A 23,948-nucleotide genomic window follows, 5' to 3' on the forward strand; every position below is an offset into this window, starting at 1 on the left:
CTCCTTATCGTGTTATTGGTGAGAGCTTAACTCACTATAAGCTCACTATATGTGGATGGTAAATCATTCATGCTCGCTTATCATCTCTCCCCAAAAGACTTGGTCGACTACTTGCCGCGCGCGCCTAGTCACTTTGAGATAATTCTCAACAAATTCTTGAGAATTATGTGGGTCCCATCCGGCTGCACCGGCAACAGCAACAAGCTGCGCTCCTGGTTTTGGTATTTGATCTGTTCGTTTTCCGCGAACAAGAACAATGGCATTTCGAGCTTTTGTTGCAGTCAACCATGCCTGTTTGAGAATATCCACCTGCTGCGCAGAAATGATTTCTTTTTCTTTAATAACGTCTAGGACTTCAAGGGTAGAGGTATTATGCAGTTGTTCATATTGATGTGCATGCATCAATGTCAGCAATTGCACTGTCCATTCAATATCGGTCAGTGCTCCACGCCCTAGTTTTGTATGCGTATTACGATCTGCCCCGCGCGGCAAGCGCTCATTATCCACTCGCGCTTTCATACGACGCACCTCACGAATAACTTTTTCGGTAGCGCCTTGTTCGGGATAACGATATTTGTCAATCATGTGCAAAAACCGTTGTCCTAATTCTTTATCCCCTGCGATCCATGTCGCACGCAATAAGGCTTGTATCTCCCATATTTCACCCCAGCGCTGGTAATACTGATCGTAGGATTCCAGGGTGCGCACCACTGCCCCAGAGCGACCTTCAGGACGTAATCCTAAATCTACTTCTAGTGGTGGGTCACCTGATGGTTTCGCTAAACGTGTTCGTAGCCGATCACAAATTGTGATTGCCCAGCGTACTGCATCATTTTCTTCGACTCCTTCACAGGGGTCGCACACAAACATCACATCGGCATCAGAACCATACCCTAGTTCTGCGCCTCCCAATCTCCCCATACCAATGATGCTTATCGACGCAGGTTGCGTTTCCACTTCCCCTTTATTCAGTGAGTCTGCAATTTCTGCAGTTAATGCTGCTTCTAATACGGCATCCCAGATATATGACAAATCAAGGCATACTTCTTGTACGCTTAACATTCCCAAAATATCTGCCGACGATATGCGAGCTAATTCCACTCGCCTGAGGGCACGCGCTACTGAAATAGCTTTATCAGGGTCTTTATGTCTACTTGCTGCTTTGATCAATGATGCTGCTGGATTCGTGCTTCGCCGTTCTAGTAGCTTGGGTCCTGCTGCCCCGTCACCAAGTTGCTTGACCACATCAGGTGCAGAGATGAGCAGATCAGAGGTATAGGGCGAGTTGCCAAGAATCTTCATCAAACGCTGCCCGACAATCCCCTCATCACGCAACATTCTCAGGAACCAAATACGGTCATGAGCTGCGTCGGAGAGCTTACGGTAGTTGAGCAAACCAGCATCAGGATCAGCTGTATCGGATAACCAATCCATAAGCGTTGGCAAGAGCATTGCTTGAATTTTTGCTTTACGACTCTTCCCTGAGGCTAAGGCTTTAAGGTGCTCAAAAGCACGATCGGCATATTTATAGCCCAGTGCAGCAAGTTGTAGTTTTGCGGCTTGTTCAGAAAGTTTGATCGCGTCTGTAGAAAAGTTCACCACCGAGTTCAACAGTGGTCGATAGAATAAGCGATTATGCAATTGGGCAATGGTAGAGCGTACTTTTTTGAGATCCGTATCTAGTTTATCAACGCTTGAATACTGTTCATGCCCACGATAACCTGCAGCATGAGCGAGCCAGCGCCAGTTTTTTTGGTCATCGTGTTCTGGCAAAGTATGGGTTCGTTTAACTTTTTGCAACTGGAGTCGGTGCTCCAATAGGCGCAAAAACTCATAAGAGTTAATCAGTTCTGCACCATCTTCACGCCCAATATAGCCTCCTTTTATCAAGGCCGCTAATGCGTCAATGGTGGCAGGTGTACGCAAAGACTCATCGCTACGCCCATGCACCATCTGCAAAAGTTGCACAGCGAACTCAACATCGCGCAAGCCACCTTCACCGAGTTTAAGTTCTCTGTCTTTAAGGTTTTTCGGCACATTGTCAAGGACACGTCCACGCATCGCTTGCACATCGTCGACAAAAGATTCTCGTTGGCTCGCATTCCATACCATTGGCGACAATGCTTCTTGATAACGTTTGCCCAGGTTCATACTGCCCGTCATAGGACGAGCTTTTAGTAGTGCTTGGAATTCCCATGTATGCGCCCACCGCTTGTAATAAGCAATATGTGATTCTAGGGTACGAACCAATGCGCCACGCTTTCCTTCCGGACGTAACGCTGCGTCTACCTCAAAAAAGGATCGACATCCAATACGAATAAACTCACTAGCCAAGCGGGTGGTTTTTGAGTCTGCAGGCTCGGCGACAAAGACCACATCTACATCAGAAATATAGTTGAGCTCCCGAGCACCACTTTTACCCATCGCAATAACGCAAAGTTGCGCATTAAGTGATTGTTCTCCATAGGTATTGCGTACTGCTACGCTAAGTGCAGCACTTAGTGCAGCATCAGCCAAATCTGTGAGCGATCTACTAATCACGCTAAAGGGAACGTGAGGCTGACCTAGGCGTTTATCATTTTCTGGATAAGTTCCTGCTAAATCATGTGCTGCAATGCGCATAAGTAAACTGCGATACACCTTTTTTAAGGTTATTTCTGCTTCAACCCCACCTAAAGCAGCACGGTAAGTACCAACAGTTGTGCGCTGAGAACAGGCTGTATCTTGTGGCATATTTCCCTGTTGTTCTTGGCCTACTACCTGATGGTCTGCTACCTGAACATCACCATGTTGCTCACTCGAACAGCTCGAATCAAAAGCAGGAACAGCACCTACACACCCTAAAAGGGTACTGAGCATTTCTGCTGCACTAGGTATATCTTCTGCAAGAAATTTCCACTCAGTAGGATTAGCAACCAAATGATCGCCAAGCACTGAAGACGCACCTAACAATGCAATCAAACGCACTCGCAATGCTATATCAGTACACATAGCTTCATCTAATTGCTTATAGCCACCTGTTGCAGCCTCATCTTCTTGAAGTGCATCCATAAGACGAATGAGGTTATTTAATGCCAGATTAGCGTCGGCAGCACCACTAAGCGCCCACAAAAGTTCTGTGGATTGTTCATTGAGCCACCCTAGGCGTTCTAGGTCTTCTTTGGCATGGGCACCAGTGAGACTCAAACTAGCTGGGGTAGGTAGTGCTTTTCTGCTGGTACGTGGATGTGTCACTTAATACTCCAAGTTATGCATCAATTCCCAGGGAGTAATTTGGCGCTGATAGTCGTGCCATTCCCGCCATTTATTCCTAAGGAAGAACTCAAATACGTGTTCACCAAGAACTTCTGCGGCAAATTCAGATTTTTCCATTTCGCGTAGTGCTTGATCGAGACTAGACGGCAAATCTACATAACCTAATGCACGACGCTCTCGTCTACTGAGTAAACTAACGTCTTCTTCAGCTGCGTCGCCAAGCTCATACCCCTCGCGAATACCTTTCAGACCCGCGCCAAGCAAAACAGCAAGTGCCAAATAAGGATTGCACGCTGAATCAGGAGAACGCACTTCAATCCGACGTGACTCTGCTTTGGTTATTCGATATGTGGGGACGCGAACAAGAGCAGAACGATTAGATACGCCCCAATTGGCAGCAGTAGGTGCTTCATTACCAAATAGAATCCTCTTATAGGAATTAGTCCATTGGTTAGTGATGGCAGAAAACTCACTTGCGTGCGTGAGAATACCAGCAATGAACTGCTTTGCTGTGGTAGAAAGGCTGTACTCCTCATCAGGATCATGAAAGGCGTTCATATCTCCCTCAAAAAGAGACATATGCGTGTGCATTGCAGAACCTGCGTGCTCAGTAAAAGGTTTAGGCATAAAAGTAGCACTTACCCCGTTGAGTAATGCGACCTGCTTCATCACATAGCGGAAAGTCATAATGTTATCTGCCATTGTGAGAGCATCAGCATGACGTAAATCTATTTCTTGCTGCCCCGGTGCAGTCTCATGATGAGAAAACTCTACTGGAATCCCCATTTCCTCTAATGCAATCATCGCTTGACGACGAAATTGCGGGGCATCATTATGACTAGCCTGATCAAAATACCCGCCATTGTCCGTAGGAATAGGTGGCTGGCCTTCAGTTTTTAAGGAACGGACAAGATAAAACTCAACCTCAGGCGATACCATACATGAGAAACCGTCGTCAGCAGCACTTTCTACTTGCTTACGCAAGACTTGACGTGGATCAGAATAAGACGGATTGCCATCTGGATTCATAATGTCACAGAACATCCGTGCAGTTTTTAAGGGCGAGTCATCATCGTCGAAAGGCAATAACTGAAATGTTGAGGGGTCTGGACGAGCAATGGTATCCGCCTCAGATATTCGGGAAAATCCTTCAATGGCTGAACCATCAAAACCAATGCCTTCCTCAAAAGCAGACTCTAATTCTGCCGGAGCCACTGATACAGACTTAAGCGATCCCATAATGTCGGTAAACCATAGGCGAACGAACTTGATGTCACGCTCTTCGACGGTGCGCAGCACATATTCCATTTGTGATTCCATGTTTCTACGATACTTTCTATCTGCGGATTTATACGAGATAAGCGAGCCTTAATGATTCCCCTCCCCCGTTTGGGGTGATATGTCGCCCCTCAATGTTTTACTCAACCCTATCGAACATACTTTCCATAATCAAGGGTTGTGGAGAAAATTCCTAACACTTACTAACACAAAGGAGAAAAATGCTGGCAATAATGTTGAGTAATCAGGATGCGCAAGCACTGAGTAAGGCATGGCGTCGTTATCAGGCGTTACTGAAAAAAGCTCATGCGAGCACCAATGAACATGAAAAGCGCTGCTACCAGAGCAAAGCTCATGCGTTGCTACAGCAGCATCATCTTTTTAGCTCTCATTTGGTATCGGTATCTTTTGCACTACGTCCACTACGCAAAGCAGGGCAATACCAGCTCATCCAAGCAATCTGCCAGTTTCATGGGCTCAACGCCATCATGGATAAATCCATAGATGCTGTTGTGGTCAGCGGTAATAGATCTCATCTGGCACGCTCATGGGAAACCATTACGTTTATCGTCAATCAACTACACACTTTGGCGCATACTGCACACACCACAAGCACATTTACCCACCATGAATTACGTACTTTTATCAATAATTACTATCAAGCGTTTATTCGCACATTTCGCACTCATTATGCACTGCACACAGGACTGATGCGCACAAACCACGACTTAAATTTTTACACTCAGAGCAATAATGTAATTGCACTTCATCAACATCATCATTACCTACGCAACAGATCTGCCGTCAATTCCCCCAACACCAATATCCACTCCATACAATCTCATGAAGCAGAAAGAATAAAACTTTTAAGCACTAATCCGCGTATTGCCGGAATGACGTACGGCTGCAAGGATGGCTTGAGCACATTAAAGAGTGCTTATTCACAGTGAGTACAGCTATCACACAAACACTATTCCTGGTAAAACATGATTATGAGCATTAAAGAGCAACTCGAAGTAGAGACAAAGTTCTCCGTTGCAGCAGATACAGCCTTACCTCACCTTGGCGCGATTGAATATATTACGCAGGTAAGTGAACCAGAAATTTTGGAGTTATCTGCCACATATTTTGATACTGCTGATTTGCGATTGAGTAAAGAAAAAATCACATTGCGCAGACGTAGTGGTGGTCATGATGCTGGTTGGCATATCAAGATACCAAGTTCTCATGGTCGTATTGAATTACATCATGAGTTCAGTGATGAGCCGCCACAGTCACTCTTACACTTTGTTCGTGCCATTATTCGTGATGAAGAACTGATTGCTATTGCTGAGGTCAATAATGAACGTCACCAAAGTATGTTGCAGCATGGAGATCACGTCGTAGCCGAATTTTGTGACGATCATGTCACCGCTACCTCTTTCTTGCCTGGTGGCAAGCGCACTCAATGGCGCGAGTGGGAAATGGAATTAACCACCCAAGCGCAAGAATTAGCTCTATCTGATGCGTTATTGCACTCAGCTCACACAATCCTGACAAAAGCAGGGGCACAATTATCCCATAGCCCATCGAAGTTGCTCATGGCATTAGGCGATTCCATTCACAATGTTTCTGATTCCTCCCGGCAGCTTATTCTTTCAGCAGATCACCCCGCATATAGTGTGCTGAGTGCATTGCAGGCTAGTCGAGATGAGCTGATTCGCTGGGATCCACAAGTTCGTAGGAACACAGATGATTCTGTCCATCAGATGCGTGTTGCTAGTCGTCAGTTGCGTAGTCTTTTGCAATCTTTCGACGGCATTATTGATAGGACGCACTATAGTCATGTGGAAGATGCCCTCAAACAATTGGCGCATATTCTGGGCAAAGCGCGCGACGCGGAGGTCGTGGCCGAACGCTTTGATTGGCTTCTTGCGCAACCTGAACACCGCAATATCAGTGAGGAAGTAGGCGCTTCTATTCGCTCTAGTATTGCTGCACGTTATCACCGTGCGCACCAACATATTCTCAAGGCTCTCGATTCCACAGCATATATCACTATGCTTAATCAACTCGATGAGCTTATTGCTCAACCAGTTCTCGCTCCTGCTTCCGGTGCTTCTACTTCAGAGGAACTCAACGCAGGGCAAACATTGGCGCGGCAGTTAGAAAAAAGTTTCGCGGCGCTGAAAAAGCGTCATAAATTTGCTATTCGTGGTTGGCAAGATCGCGGGATAACTGTAGCAGAACAAGAAAATCGCGTGCATGATGTGCGTAAAGCAGCAAAGAAATTGCGGTATTGCTCTGAAGCAGTCACGCGTTCTGGTCATGTAAATACTAAAAATCTCACCCGCGCTTGTAAGCATCTGCAAAAGGTACTTGGTGATTATCAAGATGCGCTTACCTCGCGTGATACTATTCGCACTCTTGCTGAACAGGCTTATCGTAATGGTCAGAATACTTTTGAGTATGGGATTCTCTACAGCAGTGAAGAACATAGTGCTCAGCAAGCTCTCGGGCAATATGATGAGGCCTTTGTGTTAGTAGAAAAAGCCTATCGTCAGGTGAGCAAAGTGAACAAGGAGCAGCGTACTTCTAAGAAGAAAAAGTAGGCTGGTGCAAAGAAGATAGCTCGCGGTCTAGTACCACGAGCTATCCCTACTACCACTGTTCATTGTCTGCTTCATCTTGTTGATCAGCAATGATTGTGCGTTGCCGAGCAATCTCTAGAGCGTGCTCTGCCTCTTCACGAGTTTTGTATGGTCCAAGTCGCTGGGAAAAACCAGAAACACGTCCTTGTTCTGCTTGTCCAGTTTTTTGATTGTAGTACCACAATTCATCGGGGTCAGTGTCATGATCAAACATCATCATGCCTTTCTACGCCTCTAGTCACAGTCGCCTCTCGGTCGACATATTCTTCCAAGTATGTTTCCTCATGCGGCTTATCACCACAGTACATAGAAGTGCAGCAACAACAACAATGCTGCACACCAATGCAGTGCGCTAATACGCATATCACGTCCCAGCATACCCAAGCCGGTAAGTCTTAGCGCGCACGTTGTTTGTTATCTGGGCTTATCATCTGAGCTTGTCACATGACTTTCATATGACGCATAGTCAGGCGCTAAGGTATAAAAGGTAATAAAAGGATTAAAAAATAAAATATCAATGCCCAGTGCACGCACCATCATTGAGCCAGTTTTCCTCATCGACAGACTCGATATACGCTCGATATACGTCGGTAGGCTGTCGCGTGCACATGAATAACTTTTTAATACAAGGAGTGTCCATGACAGTGTGGCAGGTCGTCGAGTTTGATCTCACCGATTATGCAGTACGTGTTCATCGAGAAAAATTTGGGCAGCCAACAGCTGCTGCTACTGCCCCTGCTTCTTATTCCCTCATGGGCGAACACACTGATCATTATGGCGGCATGGTGCTCACAGGCCTATCGCACCTTAGGCTTGCCGTCGCAATTTCGCCGCGCAAAGACACAAGTATCAACGTGCATGAGGTCTTTGTGGATCCTCAGACTCAAACTCCACATACACAGCAATGGCACAGCAATTTATCAAACATTACTCAGATCAGTGCTGCGCAAGCTGATAAAAATACTGCTGACCGCCTCTGCGGCGTAATTTTTACCATGACTCAGCGCCAATTACTTTCCCGGGACACCACCGGGTTCGACATCACAATCCTCGGCACCATTCCTCACGACGAAGGCCTAGGGTATCGTGCCGCCGTCGATGTAGCAACGGCACTGGCAGTTGCTCGCAATATCGAAGACACTGATTCCGCCCCAACCAAAGCAAAAATTGCTGACGTATGTTTTCAAGCAGCAAACACCTATAGCGAAGTACCTGCGTCCCGATCCAGGTATAGCACCATCATGCGTGGTCATGGCAGTGCAATCAATGTCATCAACTATGCCGATGGCTCCATCACCCAAGCATCTCACCCCGTTGGAGCTGCAACTCAAACAGCGGGATTCTTTCTTGTTCCACGCACCAAAGATACGGCTGCTCTTTGTGAGCAAGCAGTAGCGCAACGCAATGCTTTCATCGAGCAGGCAACCCGCGCGTTTGGTGCAGAAACTTTGTTTTTGCTCCCTGAGGCGCCGTCGCGAGTAATTGATTGGCTGCGTGCGGTTCATGAGGTCAATGGTCATGACGGTATGCCAAGCATTGCAGACGCAAGTAATTGGTTGTCGTTTCTTCATCAAGAAACTCAAGACGTCATCCAGGCAGCGCAAGCAATTCGCTCCCGACGACACACTGAGCTTTTCCCACTGCTAGAACGTTCACAATTCAATACTCAACAACTCTATGGTCTTACCAATATCGACACTGCTCTTCATGCTTTTGCTCGCCAACACAATGCACTGAGCGCACGTAGTCTTAGTGCCGGTGTCTCTGGTGCGATTTTGGCAATTGTTTCAGAGAATAACGCTGAGGAATTTCTGGATGCGTGTGATGCGAAAGACGCAATCATCATTCCGTTAAGTGCTGGTGAGGCAGCAAGCATTCATTTTAAGGAATAACACATGGCGTGGCTACGCCCATACCTGTATATCCATCCCTGTTATCCCCAATGATAAAAAGTAGAGGCGAAAGAGTTTTCCGATAAGCCGGATTCTGTACCGTTATGTCACGGTGGCGATCATCCATCTGGACGAACGAAGTTCGCCTCAAGCAGTCACCCGCGAACATCAAGCGAGTAGCCTTCAAGCGTCCGCGCAGATACGCTTAATGCGTATCTTCTTACCTTGCTCCCGGTGGGGTTTACCTAGCCACGATAGTCACCTACCATGCTGGTGCGCTCTTACCGCACCCTTTCACCCTTACCCATTACTGGGCGGTCTTCTCTCTGTGGCACTTGCCCGCGGATTGCTCCGGGTTGCCGTTAGCAACCACCGCACTCTGTGGAGTCCGGACTTTCCTCGATAAAACGCCAGCAAGCCAATAAAATATAGACCTCGGTACATTTCACCGCGATCGCCTGGAAAACTCAATCGCGCTTTCACACTCTACTCCATGCCAAGTACAAAAGCACAAATAGTGACAATACACAGATAAACACACGCGCAAACGCTAAGCACTTGATAAGTTTTTGAGATGATCAACACCATTAAATAGGCGCATACACATTGGCCCATCAGCATAAAAATCAACAATAGAGATTGCTGCCAGATCAAGATGAAGTCGATGGAACACGTCGGCTGGTGCCCCCAAGACACTACGCACAACTGATTTAATTGGTGTCACATGACTTACCAAAACCACAGTTTTACCTGCATATTTCTGCTTTAGTTGCGTCATTGTGTCTGCCACTCGCTGCGCTACCATATCCAAAGATTCTCCTGCAGGTGGCACTACTGTTGAATCAATAAGCCACTGACTATGCAACTTAGGATATTGGTCACGCACCTGGTTAAAACTCAACCCCTCCCAAGCCCCAAAGTTCATCTCTTTTAACCCTGGCTCAGTTTTAAGGTTGAGTCCTAGTTCCTGCGCGACAATAGTTGCAGTCTGTTGTGCTCGCTGTAGTGGAGAAGAAATTACCGCATCAATCACGCCCAGATCTCCCACAGCACAAACAGGATCTGCACTGCCCAACACACTATTACGTGCGATAGCACTACGCTGCACCAACCATTGTGCTGCTGCTTGGGCTTGTTGCAGACCCAACTGTGTTAATTCTGGATCACTGTGTCCGCTATATTGCTTTGCCGCCGACATCGCCGTTTGTCCATGCCTCAATAAGATAAAACGCGTGGGCTGGGTACACGCACCATGCCACGTCTCATTCTGGCTCACTGATTCAGCAGCACCAGCAGCGTCAGCACCACGCGCACCAGTATCAGCAGTATCAGCACCGCCTGTAGCACTGTTACCACTACCCAGCACCCCAATCGGCGCTCCTGCCGCTAAGGCGTCCATAGCTTGGTTGGCCAGTTCGTCCGCACGCGCATTTTCTTTACGCGGAATCCACGAATACGTCACTGTGGAAAATGAGTTAGCTATTTTTTTGCATTGCAATGCAAGCTGTTGCATATCAGGGTGCTTGATTTTCCATCTGCCGGTCATTTGTTCTACCACCAGCTTAGAATCCATTTTCACATGAACCACCGTGGCACCATGACGCTGTGCCGCAGCTAACCCATTGAGCAACCCATAATACTCAGCAACATTGTTAGTAGCTTCCCCCACCACATAGGCTATTTTTTCCACTACTACGCCACTAGCAGCATCAATAACAACGCTACCTGCACCAGCTATGCCGGGGTTACCACGCGAACCACCATCTGTTTCGAGGATAATCTCTGCCATAATTGTGTGTCCTTGATTCTTCAGCGATTTTTAGCGCACTAAATAACTATTACAATCAGGGCATTGCGCAAGCTCATCAGCTGGCGTTTGGCGAATTTTAGCAATCTCTACTGGAGGCAATGTAATAAAGCACCCACTACAACTGCGTCCATTAAACTTTGCTACCCCCACCCCATTTTCCGCAAAACTCTGATCAAAAAGAGCAACACTATCGTGGGGTAATGTCGCACGCAAATGCGCAATGCGCTCATGTTTTTCTTGTAAGCTCCAAGCCGTTGGCGCTGCGTCGGCAGCACGGCTGGCAAGCTCAATTTTGCGATCCAACTCTGATAAATGCGCCCCATGCACAGCCACATTATTGCGCAGTGCATGAATCTGATTGTGTGCTTCTTGCAACTCAGACATTAAATCTGCAATGCGCGACTTTACCGAGTAGAGGTCATGCTCTAAATCTTTACGGGTTTCCCTGTCGATACTTGCGCCAAGTTGTCGTTTATCATCAGCTTCTCGACGCCGCAGCTTTGTCTCATCAGCCTGAATGCGCGCAATCTCTAATTCCATATCATCCACAGCTAATTGTGCAGAGGATGCAGCTTGCGCCATTCTTTCTCGTTCATCAACGAGCCGAGCTAGTTCTTTATGTTCTTCGCTTGGTTCTGGCTCAATATGAGAATTATGTTTTAGAGCACGACTGAGCGTTGCCAGTTCTAAAAGTTCTTCTTGCTGTTGTGGCGATAGTTTCATATGTTTTCCTCTACTTTCCTCATTATCTTTCCGGTATCGAATACGCTGAATGTGCAGAAATAGTCCACGGATCAGTACGAATATCAAGCACTTCGACGCTTACCTCAGGCAATTGTTCTCGCAGAATCTGTGCCGCTTGCTCAGTCCAAGGAAACTCACTTGCCCAATGCGCAGTATCAATAATGAATGGTCCGCCAGCACGCAATGACTCATCAACTGGGTGGTGGCGTAAATCTGAGGTGACATATACATCAACGCCTAGTCCACGTACTGCGTCCAAGAAACTATCACCAGCTCCAGAGGATACTGCTATGGTCTGCACCATTGCATCCGGATCACCTGCGGCACGTACTCCCCACGTGGTAGTTGGCAGTGCGTTGGCGACCTGTTGCACAAAGTCACGCAAACGCATAGGCTGCGGCAATTGCCCAACGCGCCCTAGCCCATAAGCGTGTTCCAGCTCCTGAGTATCGTGCAATGCCACAACGTCGTAGGCAGGTTCCTCATAAGGATGTGCGGCACGCAATGCTGTCATAATCCGTTGCCGATCTTGTGGTTTAGCCACAAATTCCACCCGAATCTCAGCAACGCGTTCTAGTTCTCCCACTGTGCCTTGTGCTGGTTGAGCACCGGATTGTGGGCGAAATTGCCCTGTTCCAGGTGTCTCAAAACTACACTCACTGTAGTTTCCTATCTTTCCTGCACCTGCCGCAAAGACTTGTTCTTTGAGCTTGTCGACGTCCGCAGCAGGAACATATACGCCCCATTTATCTAAGGATTCAGCATGGGGTTGAATCGGTCGACCAGAGCTAATGCCCACAAGCTCTGCTAGTTTGTCGTTCACGCCGGGGCGCGCGGAATCTGCATTAGTGTGCGCGCTAAATAATGCCACACCTGAGCGAATGAGTTGATGGATAATCGCACCTTTGGGGGTATCGGCTGCTACTGAGCTTACGCCTCGCAAAAGCAACGGATGGTGTGTGATAAGCATATCAGCGCCTTGGTCCACTGCTGCTTGGGCAACTTCCTGAGTGCAATCTAGGGCTAGGACAATTTTCGACACTTCTGCAGCGGGATCACCGCACACTAAACCAACTTGATCCCAGCTTTGCGCCAAATACGGCGGATAGGCATTATCCATTACTTTTCTGACGTCTTCTACAGTGGTATTCACCATTATCAGTGTACCTGTTAGTGAACTATTCTTTGGCTCTCTTCGGCAAAAGCCGCCAAGAATGCCTTGACTTGGGATTGCTCTCGCACAGCGAGTCGCCAATACGTTACGCCAAGGCCGGGGAAGGTATCGCAGCGCCTAATTGCTATTCCTCTTTGCAAAAGTGCTTGTCGGATAGGTTCTGGATGAGGATGGGGTACTTTTACCAATAAGAATGGTGCTAGGGAATCACTTGCAAGGCGAAAGCCTGCCGTCGATAAGCTGTGTTGCATGGCTTCTCGTTGTTTGGCGACCTGTTGCTGCAATTGCGGTAATTGTGTGATGCCACGTTCATATACTGCTGCCGCAGCCGCTAATTGCATACTCCCCAGGGGCCAGTGCATTCTGCCGCGTTCTAGTTGGGCAATGAGTTTGGTACTGGCCAGTGCGTAGCCTATGCGCAAGCCGGCTAATCCCCAGGTTTTCGTAAGGCTACGCAGCACAATAATATGCTCTTCACCTGAGGAAATAGCTGCCGCCATGCTATAGGATTCTCCATTTGGAACAATATCCAAAAATGCTTCGTCGACGACGAGCAGAGGTTTCTGCTGAGTTCCTACCCTGGTATGAGTGGCAAGCTCAGCTATGTTTTCTCGGTCATGGAGAACCCCTGTAGGGTTTGTCGGATTGCCGATAATGACCAGGTCATTGTCATTGTGTTGTAGCTGCTCGGAAATATCACCTAAGTCCTTAAAAGGTTCTTGGAGAATAATCCGATCGCTCTCGACGCCACTCTCATGGAAAATAAGCTCTGGTTCGCTAAAACCAGGGTGAATAATTGCTGGTTTTTGTGCCAGGCGCGGCAAGAGGGAAAAACCTTCTGCTGCTCCATTGAGTAGCAGCACGTTTTCTGGGTGCACATTGTGATACTGGGCAATAGATGTGCGTACTTTTTGGGCAAGGCGCGCGTCGGGATACGCGGACAAGGTGGGAATATGTTTGGCCAGGCTTTCTTGAAGCCAGGTTGGGGGCATATTATCTAACACATTGACGCTAAAGTTCAGCGTTGCGCCTCTGGCATCTTCGTCGCCGTGTATTCGTACTCTGGTAGGAGGTGGTGGAACCGTCACTCGCCTATTGTATATAGCAGTGTATGTAGCTAGAGTTCTTTCCCGGCGGTTGCTCATAAAATTTTAAGGAGAAACATAAATGTACCATGTGGTTTTTGTATGTACTGGCAATATCTGTCGTTCCCCTATTGCTGATGTGGTACTAACACAGCATTTACGCAAGAGCACTATGGCTGAGGTTATGGTTTCTTCCTGTGGGATTGGTGGTTGGCATAGCGGGCAACCAGCTGATTCGCGTGCGCTTCGCACATTAGAAACTGCTGGTTATGATGGTTCCGCACATAGGGCTGCACAATTTGGTGCGTCACATCAATCAGCTGATTTATTCATTGCTCTTGATAGTGGGCATGTGCGTGAGTTACAAGCGCTTGGCGTTGCACCAGAAAAGATCCGTTTGCTGCGTAGTTTCGATCCTGCAGCAGACGGCGATCTTGACGTGGCTGATCCTTATTATGGCTCGCTGGATGATTTTGCACTCACCTTAGCTCAGGTCGAGGCTGCCATTCCAGGAATAATTGCGCATATTTCTGCAGAATATAAGGGGTAGAAACTGCAATGACCTTGTAATTTGACAACTAATCTACAGTGATAGTTGTTAGGTATTTTTACTCTTTTCTAGGTTGTTTGTTAAATAAATATGATTACTGATTATTCTGTTTCGACAGTGCTTTTTGCCTTTGCATTGACTGTTTTCGCCGGACTTGCCACAGGAATTGGTGGGTTGATTGCCATTGCAAAGAAAAACCCTGGTCCGCATTTTTTGGCAGGAACAATGGGCTTGTCTGCTGGTGTCATGCTTTATGTCTCTTTTATTGAGCTACTGCCTGAAAGCATTGAATCGCTCACCAGTCATAGTCACGATCATGCAGGGCATGCAGACCATGCAGCGCACACTGCTTCATGGATAGCAGTTTCTGTGTTTTTCTTAAGTATGGCAGCGATTGCACTCATCGATCGTCTTATTCCAGAACCCATGCACGTGTCTGAGCATGATATGTCAGATAAAGCGGCACGCCAACATCAACAAGCAATGATGAAAACAGGTTCTATGGCTGCTCTTGCGCTTATGATTCATAATTTCCCTGAAGGTGCTGCTTCTTTTGTGGCCGGTACTGCACAAGCCTCTATCGCACTCCCGGTGGTATGTGCAATTGCCATACACAATATCCCAGAAGGAATCGCAGTAGGGGTTCCGATTAGAGAAGCCACCAGTTCTAAAAAGAAGGCACTATTGTGGACGCTTATCTCTGGTCTTACTGAACCACTCGGTGCTCTTGTTTGTTTATTGTTCCTTATGCCTTTTATGAATGGCATGGCACTCGGTATCATTTTTGCTTGTGTTGCCGGCGTTATGGTTTTTATTAGTCTCGATAAATTACTCCCGGCTGCTCTATCAACCAATAAGCAGCACACAGCGATCTATGGTGTCATCCTGGGCATGGCCATTATGGCGTTGTCGTTATTATTGTTCCACCATACCCACGCGGTATAAGAGCTGGGTGCAGCAGTCAATCTCTGAGGTGTATTCTTAAGACATCATGGCTAAGCAGCGAAAAAAGCACACAGATGCTACACAACCTTGGTGGAAAACTTTTCTACACCCGGGGTGGGTTATTACTTTCCTTTTAGTTATTGCCTTTTCCTATGCTGCGCTGACTGTGTTGTCACCGTGGCAGCTGGGCAAGGATGAGGCAATTGTATCGCGTAATGAGCACGTCGAGAAGGCTTATAAAACAGACCCGCAACCGTTCACCGCGGTATTCACTAATGATGGCAGTGTCAAAGACGGGCAAGAATGGATGCGTGTGACTATTCGCGGCAGATTTTTGAGCGATAAAGAAGTGTTGCTTCGATTACGCCCGGTAGAATCTGGTCCTTCTTATCAATCTCTTGTTCCTTTTCAGCTTGACGACGGCACTGTCATGCTCATTAATCGCGGTTGGGTTCCCACTAAGGCAAGTGAAAAACCAGATATCCCCACCCCTCCTAGTGCCGAGATGACGATCACTGCCAATGCCCGTCTCAATGAACAAAAACCAGCTACCAATCCCATGAATGACGGTGGCTACCAGCAAGTTTATGGTATTAACACTCAACAAATTTCCGAACTCATCGGGGTAAGCCTGGGCACAGACTACTTGCAGCTTTCTGAGGATTCAGCTGGTGGACTTAATCCAATACCAGTGCCAAAGTTAGATCGAGGGAATCATTTGTCTTATGGTTTCCAATGGATTGCTTTTGGCATTATGGCACCGCTGGGCTTGGGCTATATGGTGTACTCTGAGCTACGCGAACGCAGACGCGTGCGCGAAGAAGAAGCAGAAATGCTTAGCGCGCCTACTGCTCAAGACCACAATGCTGACACGAAACCCTCACTCCCTAGTGAGTCCGCCCAACAGCAATCACTTCCGACGCGTAGCCGCTATGGTAATACGCGCCCCGATCATTATCGAAACAAGCGTAATCGTTACTAGGCGTTGATCCCACCGGGATAACGCCACTGCCTGCTGAATATGATGTATCTGTGGTGGGTTTCCGCTACCTAATGTTGGGCGCTGTTCTACCCCATGTGCATATTGAGTTTTCCCACCCAATTGCACGCCAAGTGCACCAGCAGCCGTTGCCTCAACCACACCAGCATTGGGGCTAGGATGTGCGGCAGCATCTGTACGCCATGCACCAAGCACCCGACGTGCATTGCCGTGCACCCACCCATAGGCAAGGTGGCTCAATGCTGTAATACGGGCAGGAATAAACGCTAATACATCGTCAAGTTTTGCTGCTGCATAACCAAATTGTGCATAGCGTTGGCTGCGATACCCCACCATTGCGTCAAGAGTATTAGCAAGCCGGTGCACGACTACTGCTACTGCGGCATAACGACCGCAGGCTGCAAAGAATAACGGAGCGATCGCTGCGTCGGAAGTGTTTTCTGCTAAAGACTCCACAGTGGCGCGAATGATACCCGCGCGATCCAATGCCTCTGGATCACGAGAACACAACCAAGGAATAAGCGCACGTGCTGCTGTTATATTGTCTTGTGCTAGTTCCTCATGCACCCGCTGACCTATTTTTTCTAGTGTTGTTCCACCAAGACTTGACCATAATCCCAACGCAAGTGCCAATTGTGGTCTTTTCTTTGCCCACAGCGCAACCACCAATGTAGGCGGCAAAATGCACGCACATACATATGTTGCTCCTGCTGCTTTGGTGGGGCGATAACAGATTTTTTCCATCTGCGCGGCATAGGAACCAAATAAGGCAACGGGATGGAGCCGCCCTCCTGGATCGCCAATAATTCTGTCGGCAATTACTCCGGCCAATAGACCACGAAACATATGACCCCCGCATTTTAAGGGTATAGGCTATATAAAAATAAAAGCACTTCCCTTTGGAAAGTGCTTTTTGTGGTGCGCCCTGACGGGATCGAACCGCCGACCTGCTGGGTGTAAACCAGCTGCTCTCCCAGCTGAGCTAAAGGCGCAGTATGCTGAGAAACTTACTGAACATCTCAGCAGCTCTCTTAGCAACGTCGTAAAGCTTAACACACAGTAGTGAAATAAAGAAAATTCACTTGTTTCCGCTGGGTACAAGGCATGAGCCTTGCCATGCTCCTAAGCGTTCTGCTTTAGTTTGCACCAATCCAGCCAACTGTGCGGATTCTGCAATAAGGCCTGGCTCTAATGAACCCGGTTTCCCAGCACCAGGAGTCAATAGCCAGATGCGACCATTACCAGCCAACGGACGAATAACGTCGACGAGGCCGTCTACTAGGTCACCATCTTCTTCGCGCCACCAGAGCAAAACGGCGTCACATACCTCATCTGTGTCCTCGTCTAAGAGTTCTTCACCGATGATGTCTTCGATTGCTTCGCTTAGCTCAGAGTAGCAATCTTCATCCCAGCCAATTTCTTGCACCACCATGCCGTCTGTAAAACCTAAACGGCGTGCATGATCCGCAGGAGTTACTGCGGCTTTTTTCTCCTTCGATACTGTTTCGTTCATCACTAGGAACAATACTCCCATTCTGTGATTTTCTCTCATTTTCTGGGGTTATTTTCTTAATTTTTAGAAAAAATTAGACCGCAGAATAGTTCGTAGAACAGTTCAAGAAATATCCACTGTCCCCTAATTGGGTTTGACCATGAGCAAAGCAACCGCAACTGGCGTATTCTAGAAAACGTAATGTGTGCCTTTTTATGCACATACATGCACATATAAATCTCATTGTGATTACACAATCATGAACTCTCACTTGGAGGTGTGGAATGGCGGACCCAACTCAGGGAAAGCACGCTGAGGACACTAATTTTGCGATGATCCGCGATGGTGTTGCGTCTTATCTCAACGACGCCGATCCAGAAGAAACAAATGAATGGATCGATTCTCTCGACGGAATGTTGGCAGACTCAAGTCCAGAACGAGCACGTTTTATCATGCTGCGTCTACTAGAACGTGCCTCAGCACAGCGAGTAGCTTTGCCTCCGCTCACCTCCACTGACTATGTGAACACCATCCCTACCAGCATGGAACCAGATTTCCCTGGTGACGAGGAGATGGAAAAGCGCTACCGCCGTTGGATTCGTTGGAATGCAGCGATTATGGTGCACCGCGCTCAACGCCCTGGGATTGGCGTCGGCGGGCATATTTCGACATATGCTGGTGCAGCTCCACTCTATGAGGTTGGCTTCAACCACTTCTTCCGCGGTAAAGATCATCCAGGTGGCGGTGACCAAATTTTCTTCCAGGGTCACGCTTCTCCTGGTATGTACGCTCGTGCTTTCCTTGAAGGACGCCTCACTGAGGACGACCTCGACGGATTCCGTCAGGAAGTATCGCGCCCACAAGGCGGTTTGCCTTCTTATCCTCACCCACATGGCATGAGAGACTTCTGGGAGTTCCCTACCGTTTCTATGGGTCTTGGCCCAATGGACGCTATTTATCAGGCACGTTTTAACCGTTACCTGCATAATCGCGGTATCAAAGATACTTCTCAGCAGCACGTTTGGGCTTTCCTTGGCGATGGTGAGATGGACGAGCCAGAATCACGCGGTCTTATCCAAATGGCAGCGCTGAACAACCTCGACAACCTCACCTTTGTCATCAACTGTAACTTGCAGCGTCTCGACGGTCCGGTTCGTGGTAATACCAAGATCATCCAAGAGCTTGAGTCTTTCTTCCGTGGAGCTGGTTGGTCAGTTATCAAAGTGGTATGGGGTCGCGAATGGGATCAGCTATTCGAGGCTGACAAAGACGGTGCCCTCGTTGAGTTGATGAATACCACTCCTGATGGGGATTTCCAGACCTTCAAGGCCAATGACGGAAAGTATGTGCGTGAGCACTTCTTCAACCGCGATCCACGTACTGCAAAACTCGTAGCAGATTGGACCGATGAGGAAATCTGGAAACTTCCTCGCGGTGGACACGATTACCGCAAGATTTACGCAGCTTATAAGCGTGCCCTAGAAACCAAGGATCGCCCTACTGTTATCTTGGCGCACACCATTAAAGGTTATGGTCTTGGTCATAACTTCGAGGGACGCAATGCAACGCACCAGATGAAGAAACTCACCCTCGAGGATCTCAAGAAATTCCGCGATAAGCAGGGCATTCCTATTTCTGATGAACAATTAGAAAAAGATCCTTATTTGCCACCTTACTACCACCCAGGTGAAGACTCGCCAGAAATTAAATACTTGCTGGAGCGTCGTAAAGCTCTTGGTGGTTTCTTGCCAGAGCGTCGGGAAAACTACACGCCACTAGAATTACCGGGTCTGGATAAACTGCGTAGTATCCGCAAGGGATCTGGTAAGCAAGAAGTTGCCACCACCATGGCTATTGTGCGCGCGTTCAAGGAGCTTATGCGCGATAAGGAATTGGGCAAGCGCATTGTGCCTATTATTCCTGACGAGGCTCGTACCTTTGGTATGGACTCCTGGTTCCCAACGCTGAAAATCTATAACCCACATGGTCAAAACTATGTGCCGGTGGACCATGACCTCATGCTGTCCTATCGTGAAGCAACAGATGGTCAGATCATGCACGAGGGTATCAATGAAGCAGGTTCTAGCGCAGCATTCATTGCAGCTGGTACAGCGTATGCAACGCATGGCGAACCAATGATTCCAATTTATATCTTCTACTCCATGTTTGGTTTCCAGCGCACAGGCGATTCTTTCTGGGCAGCAGGCGACCAAATGGCTCGTGGCTTTATACTTGGCGCTACTGCAGGACGCACCACCTTAACAGGTGAAGGTTTGCAGCACATGGATGGTCATTCCCAAATTTTGGCATCCACTAACCCTGCAATGGTTTCTTATGACCCTGCCTTTGCTTATGAGATCGCTCACCTCATCCATCGAGGCATTGATCGTATGTACGGCAAAGATGGTGGCGAGAACATCATGTACTACCTCACCATTTACAATGAGCCGATTCCTCAGCCAGCAGAGCCAGAAAACCTCGATGTTGAAGGGCTCCACAAAGGTATTTACCTTTACGAAAAGGCAGAAACTGGCACTGAGCTTGAAGTATCATTGCTTGGTTCTGGTATCGGTATGCAGCAAGCATTGCGCGCACGTGATATTTTGCGCGACGAATACAACATTGGTGCCAATGTATTCTCGGTGACTTCTTGGGTTGAGCTTGCTCGTGAAGGACGCAAGAAAGAACTCGAGCAATTGCGCCACCCAGAAGCTGAGGTAGCAGAAGCATTTGCGACAACTCAGTTGAAGAAGGCTGCTGGCCCATACATTGCAGTTTCCGACTTCGCATCTGACCTCCAAGAGCAAATCCGACGCTTTGTCCCAGGTGATTACACCACCTTGGGCGCAGATGGCTTTGGATTCTCCGATACTCGCCCTGCTGCACGACGATTCTTCAACATTGACGCTGAATCCGTTGTGGTTGCCGCTTTGGCAGCACTGGCACGCCAAGGCAAAGTTGAGCGCAAAATTGTTGCCCAGGCAGCAGAAAAGTTCAACTTGAACGACCCAACCAAAGCATAATCTATGGCGCTAGGCGCATTTCGCGCCACAAACCTCGATTAAGCTCAACGCGCTACCTCACCTAAGTGAGGTAGCGCGTTATGTATATGAGTGGCGTATGCAGCTAGAACCCAATAATTACTGAGCTATGAAATGCGCAATTGCTTTATTGACAACGGCAGGGTTTTCTAGCGGCAACATATGCCCCGCCTGCGGTATTACTTGCAACGCAGCGTGCGGCATAAGCTCACAAATCTTCTCTGCCTGTGCCAGTGGTGTCACGTCGTCTTTGTCACCAACGATGACTACAGCGGGAATATCAGCTACTGCTTGGGCTGCTGCTAACTCATCGTGTTTTTCTAGATCATCAAGGAAACCGACATAGGTTTCTATGGGAGTGGAATTGAGCAATTGTGCGTGCAGTTTCACTGCGGGGCTCATGCCACTGTTCTTGAACATGGTCACACCCAGCGTGGGGGCAATCAAAGCCGCAAACTCCGAGCGTAGTTTTTGCGCTTCTTCTGGAGAGATTTCCATAGCATTTCTAATGTCATCTGCCACGGGGAGCTTTAAGAGTTGAGGGGTACCTTTTCCGGAAAAGGATTCGATTGCGGTGGCTATGAGCACCATGCCACGTATTTGTTTGCGCAGCTTGGGGTAGCGTCGTAAGAGATTAAAACTGACCATTCCGCCTAGAGAGTGCCCGACAAGAATAATCGGTCCGGTAATGTTTGCGTCGGTGATGGCTGCATAGACATCATCGGCAGCTCCATCGACGCTGCATTCTGCCACGGGATATTGGGGGGTTTGTCCATGCCCGCGAAAATCAGGCAGCAGGCAACGAGCTCGATGTGCTATTTCTTCAGTTTGGTATTGCCATTGGGTTGCGGCAAGAGTGAAGCCGTGCACGAACACGACTGTTACTGCGCTATCTTCAGGGCCGGTGAGGAAATAGGTATTTTTGCCCACTGTGCGCTTGGTCGAAAAATGTTCTTCCCCGCGTGGCGGTGTTGCCGGCACGCTAGCAAGCCCATGATTGCGCTTGGAACGTTTCGTTAGTCGAAGAAAAGCCATGCGTTGTAGTCTAGTCGAGTGCAGCATAAACTTAGCAAGGAACTAAATCTTCATGGGCAGAAAGGACAAGGATGGCTTCGCTGCAAGAACAATTAGCAAAACTCCAGAGCACTCAGGACTCTGATGCGCGCACTGCCCAACCGACAACTGCACAAAAAATTCGTACCATCATCGCCCGCGTCCTTGGCGAAGAACCAGAATCCATTGCTACGAGCACTCTCTTGCAAGACCTCGGCGCGAGTTCGCTCGATATCATTGAGATCGCAGTGCGCTTGGAGATTGAGTTTCCACAGCAGCTACGTAGCGACAAGGTTCGGGCAACCATGAGCATTGCTGATCTTGCAGTACTTATCGACGCCACCCAAGGGTAACGTGCTCAGTGGGTTAACTCCTGCCAGATGTGGTCATTGGTTTGACCCCATACTTCTTTAGCCCACGGTCCAAAAGCTCGATCGGTCAGCGCTATCATTGCTCGCTTGCTAGGACGATGCAGCCACATATATGTTCCCGACTGCCCAAAATGCCCTACCACATCGCTGGGCATACTCTGCCCTGTCCAGTGTGGGTTCTTTGCACCTTTGATCTCAAAGCCCAACCCCCAGTCGCAGGGTTTGTACATTCCATAGCCAGGCACGATTCCGGCTAGACCAGGAAATGTGGTGTGGCAGGCTTGTGCTACTGTCTGGTCGTCGAGAAGCTGTGGGAATAGCACCTCACGAGCAAAAAGCGTGAGGTCATGAACACTCGAGCGTGCGCCGTGCCCTGCGCTGCCATGCAATAAAGAATTGTGCATACCTAATGGGGCGAATACTGCTTCATGGAGGTACTCGGGAAAGGGAATGTCTGTTTCGCGTTCTACTGCCGCGCTGAGTAGCTCGAAACCGTAGGAAGAATAGATGCGGCGCTGCTCAGGTTTTTTGATTGGGTCGTCTTGGCTAAAACCCACTCCTGCGGCATGAGCTAATAGGTGTTTTACTGTAGCGTCCGTGGGACCGCATGGGGTATCTAGCTCAACAACCCCTTCTGAGATGGCAATGAGAAATCCGTAGGCACATAGTAGTTTTGTGACGCTGGCTAGCTCAAAAACGCGGTGAATATCGCCAGCAGTAGCAACGAGTGCGCTTTCGACGCCATGAGCATGGGCATTATCGCCCCAGTCAAGCACTGCTGCTGCTTTGTTGGTGACGTCCCATTGTGCCAAATGTGCTTCAAGATCCATAGGGCATATTATAAGGCTCCGCGGCGATACTGCTGCGGAGCCTATGTGTGGGGCCACCCGGGCTCGAACCGGGGACCGACGGATTATGAGTCCGCAGCTCTAACCGACTGAGCTATAGCCCCTAACACCATTCTTATGTGTGATTGCTGGGCAACCGCACGCAAGACTAGAAAAGTATAACACTAGAATGCTCTCTAGTGAAAAAAGGGCAAGTAGCTTATGGACGGAAGAATAACTTTCGAGAAAAATATGCAATAAGCTGCAGATTTGCAAGTGCAAGATTGGGTAGATATAGTTTATTTCGGTTGAACGCGTTGATGCGTTTCAGCTAGATAACATTCCTCCATAGCTCAGTTGGCAGAGCATTCGACTGTTAATCGAAGGGTCACTGGTTCGAGCCCAGTTGGGGGAGCTTTCTTCTACCGCCTACAAAAGTGTAGGCGGTTTTTTGAGTTACTGCTGTGTATTATGCGCTCACCTATGCGATAGTGGGGTTTGTGTCGTCGGCTATATTGATGACTTCGGTGGCTGTTGGTGTAGAACTGGTGTCGGTTTTGTTGTTGAAGTCTTGGCGACCAGGAATGACAAGTGATGAGGTACGTCAGGCTTGGAGACAAACTGTTGAAATGACTAAGCGGATGACACTAGAGGAAACAAACGAGTAATGCACAAAGAGAATGCGGATAGGGGTAATTCCACGCAAGTGTGTTAACAGCTGACCTGCCACCACTTCCTTCCCCCTTCCTGTGCTAAAACCCGTATAGTGGTGGGCAGAAGGTTCACAATAATATGGGAGGC

The 23,948-nt window shown here is 48.3% G+C and carries 20 protein-coding genes, 3 tRNA genes and 1 other RNA gene; 10 read left to right on the plus strand and 14 right to left on the minus strand.

The features are described 5' to 3' along the window. Positions 1-63 precede the first annotated feature (63 nt). Both FQV43_RS07235 and glnA read right to left on the minus strand, forming a co-directional pair. Positions 64-3,234 carry a bifunctional [glutamine synthetase] adenylyltransferase/[glutamine synthetase]-adenylyl-L-tyrosine phosphorylase gene (locus FQV43_RS07235; protein ID WP_146339730.1) on the minus strand — a complete coding sequence of 1,057 codons (3,171 nt, stop codon included), beginning with the start codon at positions 3,232-3,234 and terminating at the stop codon, positions 64-66. Then, positions 3,235-4,575 carry a type I glutamate--ammonia ligase gene (gene glnA / locus FQV43_RS07240; protein WP_144273259.1) on the minus strand — a complete coding sequence of 447 codons (1,341 nt, stop codon included), beginning with the start codon at positions 4,573-4,575 and terminating at the stop codon, positions 3,235-3,237. It lies immediately after the preceding gene. Between the two features lie 179 nt (positions 4,576-4,754). Here glnA and FQV43_RS07245 point away from each other — a divergent pair, with 179 nt between their 5' ends. Together FQV43_RS07245 and FQV43_RS07250 are read left to right on the plus strand one after the other, a co-directional pair. Continuing rightward, positions 4,755-5,483, plus strand: a complete 729-nt coding sequence (locus FQV43_RS07245; protein ID WP_146339732.1) for a DUF2786 domain-containing protein — start codon at positions 4,755-4,757, stop codon at positions 5,481-5,483. A 36-nt stretch (positions 5,484-5,519) separates the two neighbouring features. After that, the gene (locus FQV43_RS07250) at positions 5,520-7,124 is read left to right on the plus strand and encodes a CYTH and CHAD domain-containing protein (protein WP_146339734.1); all 1,605 of its coding nucleotides are present in this window, start codon (positions 5,520-5,522) and stop codon (positions 7,122-7,124) included. Positions 7,125-7,173: 49 nt separating this feature from the next. Here the strand turns inward: FQV43_RS07250 and FQV43_RS07255 are convergent, their stop codons facing one another. Next, the gene (locus FQV43_RS07255; protein ID WP_246846887.1) at positions 7,174-7,383 is read right to left on the minus strand and encodes a hypothetical protein; all 210 of its coding nucleotides are present in this window, start codon (positions 7,381-7,383) and stop codon (positions 7,174-7,176) included. Positions 7,384-7,801: 418 nt separating this feature from the next. On the opposite strand from FQV43_RS07255, the gene FQV43_RS07260 reads away from it, so the two are divergent. Then, positions 7,802-9,055, plus strand: coding sequence for a galactokinase family protein (locus tag FQV43_RS07260; protein WP_168195065.1), 1,254 nt, complete (start codon positions 7,802-7,804; stop codon positions 9,053-9,055). Positions 9,056-9,122: 67 nt separating this feature from the next. Here the strand turns inward: FQV43_RS07260 and rnpB are convergent. The 5 genes from rnpB to cobC all read right to left on the minus strand — a co-directional run bounded on the left by rnpB (position 9,123) and on the right by cobC (position 13,871). Further along, an RNA gene (rnpB, locus tag FQV43_RS07265) (RNase P RNA component class A) lies at positions 9,123-9,525 on the minus strand. Between the two features lie 80 nt (positions 9,526-9,605). Next, on the minus strand, positions 9,606-10,844 hold the full coding sequence (locus FQV43_RS07270; RefSeq protein WP_146339738.1) for a bifunctional RNase H/acid phosphatase: 1,239 nt from the start codon (positions 10,842-10,844) through the stop codon (positions 9,606-9,608). A gap of 30 nt (positions 10,845-10,874) precedes the next feature. Then, complete coding sequence (locus tag FQV43_RS07275) at positions 10,875-11,588, minus strand: zinc ribbon domain-containing protein (RefSeq protein ID WP_146339740.1); 714 nt, start codon at positions 11,586-11,588, stop codon at positions 10,875-10,877. Positions 11,589-11,610: 22 nt separating this feature from the next. Further along, positions 11,611-12,765, minus strand: coding sequence for a Nif3-like dinuclear metal center hexameric protein (locus FQV43_RS07280; RefSeq protein WP_146339742.1), 1,155 nt, complete (start codon positions 12,763-12,765; stop codon positions 11,611-11,613). 14 nt (positions 12,766-12,779) lie between these two features. Continuing rightward, positions 12,780-13,871, minus strand: a complete 1,092-nt coding sequence (gene cobC / locus FQV43_RS07285; protein WP_146339744.1) for an Rv2231c family pyridoxal phosphate-dependent protein CobC — start codon at positions 13,869-13,871, stop codon at positions 12,780-12,782. A 79-nt stretch (positions 13,872-13,950) separates the two neighbouring features. On the opposite strand from cobC, the gene FQV43_RS07290 reads away from it, so the two are divergent. The 3 genes from FQV43_RS07290 (at position 13,951) to FQV43_RS07300 (ending at position 16,345) form a co-directional block, all read left to right on the plus strand. Next, positions 13,951-14,418, plus strand: coding sequence for a low molecular weight protein-tyrosine-phosphatase (locus tag FQV43_RS07290; protein WP_144273267.1), 468 nt, complete (start codon positions 13,951-13,953; stop codon positions 14,416-14,418). A gap of 90 nt (positions 14,419-14,508) precedes the next feature. Further along, positions 14,509-15,363, plus strand: a complete 855-nt coding sequence (zupT, locus tag FQV43_RS07295) for a zinc transporter ZupT (RefSeq protein ID WP_146339746.1) — start codon at positions 14,509-14,511, stop codon at positions 15,361-15,363. Between the two features lie 46 nt (positions 15,364-15,409). After that, positions 15,410-16,345, plus strand: a complete 936-nt coding sequence (locus tag FQV43_RS07300) for an SURF1 family protein (RefSeq protein WP_144273269.1) — start codon at positions 15,410-15,412, stop codon at positions 16,343-16,345. Here FQV43_RS07300 and cbiB read toward each other — a convergent pair. The 3 genes from cbiB to FQV43_RS07315 form a co-directional block, all read right to left on the minus strand. Continuing rightward, positions 16,274-17,209: an adenosylcobinamide-phosphate synthase CbiB gene (gene cbiB / locus FQV43_RS07305; RefSeq protein ID WP_146339748.1), complete on the minus strand. Its 936-nt coding sequence runs from the start codon at positions 17,207-17,209 to the stop codon at positions 16,274-16,276. The two genes, FQV43_RS07300 and cbiB, sit on opposite strands and share 72 nt — an antisense overlap. A 70-nt stretch (positions 17,210-17,279) precedes the next feature. Next, positions 17,280-17,355, minus strand: a tRNA-Val gene (locus FQV43_RS07310). An 86-nt stretch (positions 17,356-17,441) separates the two neighbouring features. Beyond that, positions 17,442-17,876: a DUF3052 domain-containing protein gene (locus tag FQV43_RS07315; RefSeq protein WP_144273462.1), complete on the minus strand. Its 435-nt coding sequence runs from the start codon at positions 17,874-17,876 to the stop codon at positions 17,442-17,444. Positions 17,877-18,139: 263 nt separating this feature from the next. Here FQV43_RS07315 and aceE point away from each other — a divergent pair, with 263 nt between their 5' ends. Next, a complete protein-coding gene (gene aceE, locus FQV43_RS07320) occupies positions 18,140-20,878 on the plus strand; it encodes a pyruvate dehydrogenase (acetyl-transferring), homodimeric type (RefSeq protein ID WP_146339750.1) in 2,739 nt (912 codons plus the stop codon). 117 nt (positions 20,879-20,995) lie between these two features. On the opposite strand, the gene FQV43_RS07325 is transcribed toward aceE, so the two are convergent. After that, positions 20,996-21,931 carry an alpha/beta fold hydrolase gene (locus FQV43_RS07325; protein WP_146339752.1) on the minus strand — a complete coding sequence of 312 codons (936 nt, stop codon included), beginning with the start codon at positions 21,929-21,931 and terminating at the stop codon, positions 20,996-20,998. Between the two features lie 71 nt (positions 21,932-22,002). Here FQV43_RS07325 and FQV43_RS07330 point away from each other — a divergent pair, with 71 nt between their 5' ends. Next, a complete protein-coding gene (locus tag FQV43_RS07330; RefSeq protein WP_146339754.1) occupies positions 22,003-22,302 on the plus strand; it encodes an acyl carrier protein in 300 nt (99 codons plus the stop codon). A 5-nt stretch (positions 22,303-22,307) separates the two neighbouring features. Here FQV43_RS07330 and FQV43_RS07335 read toward each other — a convergent pair whose 3' ends face one another. Together FQV43_RS07335 and FQV43_RS07340 are read right to left on the minus strand one after the other, a co-directional pair. Further along, positions 22,308-23,150 (minus strand): serine hydrolase, encoded by an 843-nt coding sequence (locus FQV43_RS07335; protein ID WP_146339756.1) that lies wholly within the window; start codon positions 23,148-23,150, stop codon positions 22,308-22,310. Positions 23,151-23,198: 48 nt separating this feature from the next. Further along, positions 23,199-23,272: transfer RNA gene (locus FQV43_RS07340), tRNA-Ile, on the minus strand. A gap of 217 nt (positions 23,273-23,489) precedes the next feature. Between FQV43_RS07340 and FQV43_RS07345 the strand changes: the two genes are divergently transcribed. Beyond that, positions 23,490-23,562: transfer RNA gene (locus FQV43_RS07345), tRNA-Asn, on the plus strand. 85 nt (positions 23,563-23,647) lie between these two features. Further along, positions 23,648-23,815 (plus strand): hypothetical protein, encoded by a 168-nt coding sequence (locus tag FQV43_RS10125; protein ID WP_168195066.1) that lies wholly within the window; start codon positions 23,648-23,650, stop codon positions 23,813-23,815. Positions 23,816-23,948 lie beyond the last annotated feature (133 nt).

This window comes from Corynebacterium sp. sy039 (genome assembly GCF_007904105.1).
Classification (GTDB): Bacteria; Actinomycetota; Actinomycetes; order Mycobacteriales; family Mycobacteriaceae; genus Corynebacterium.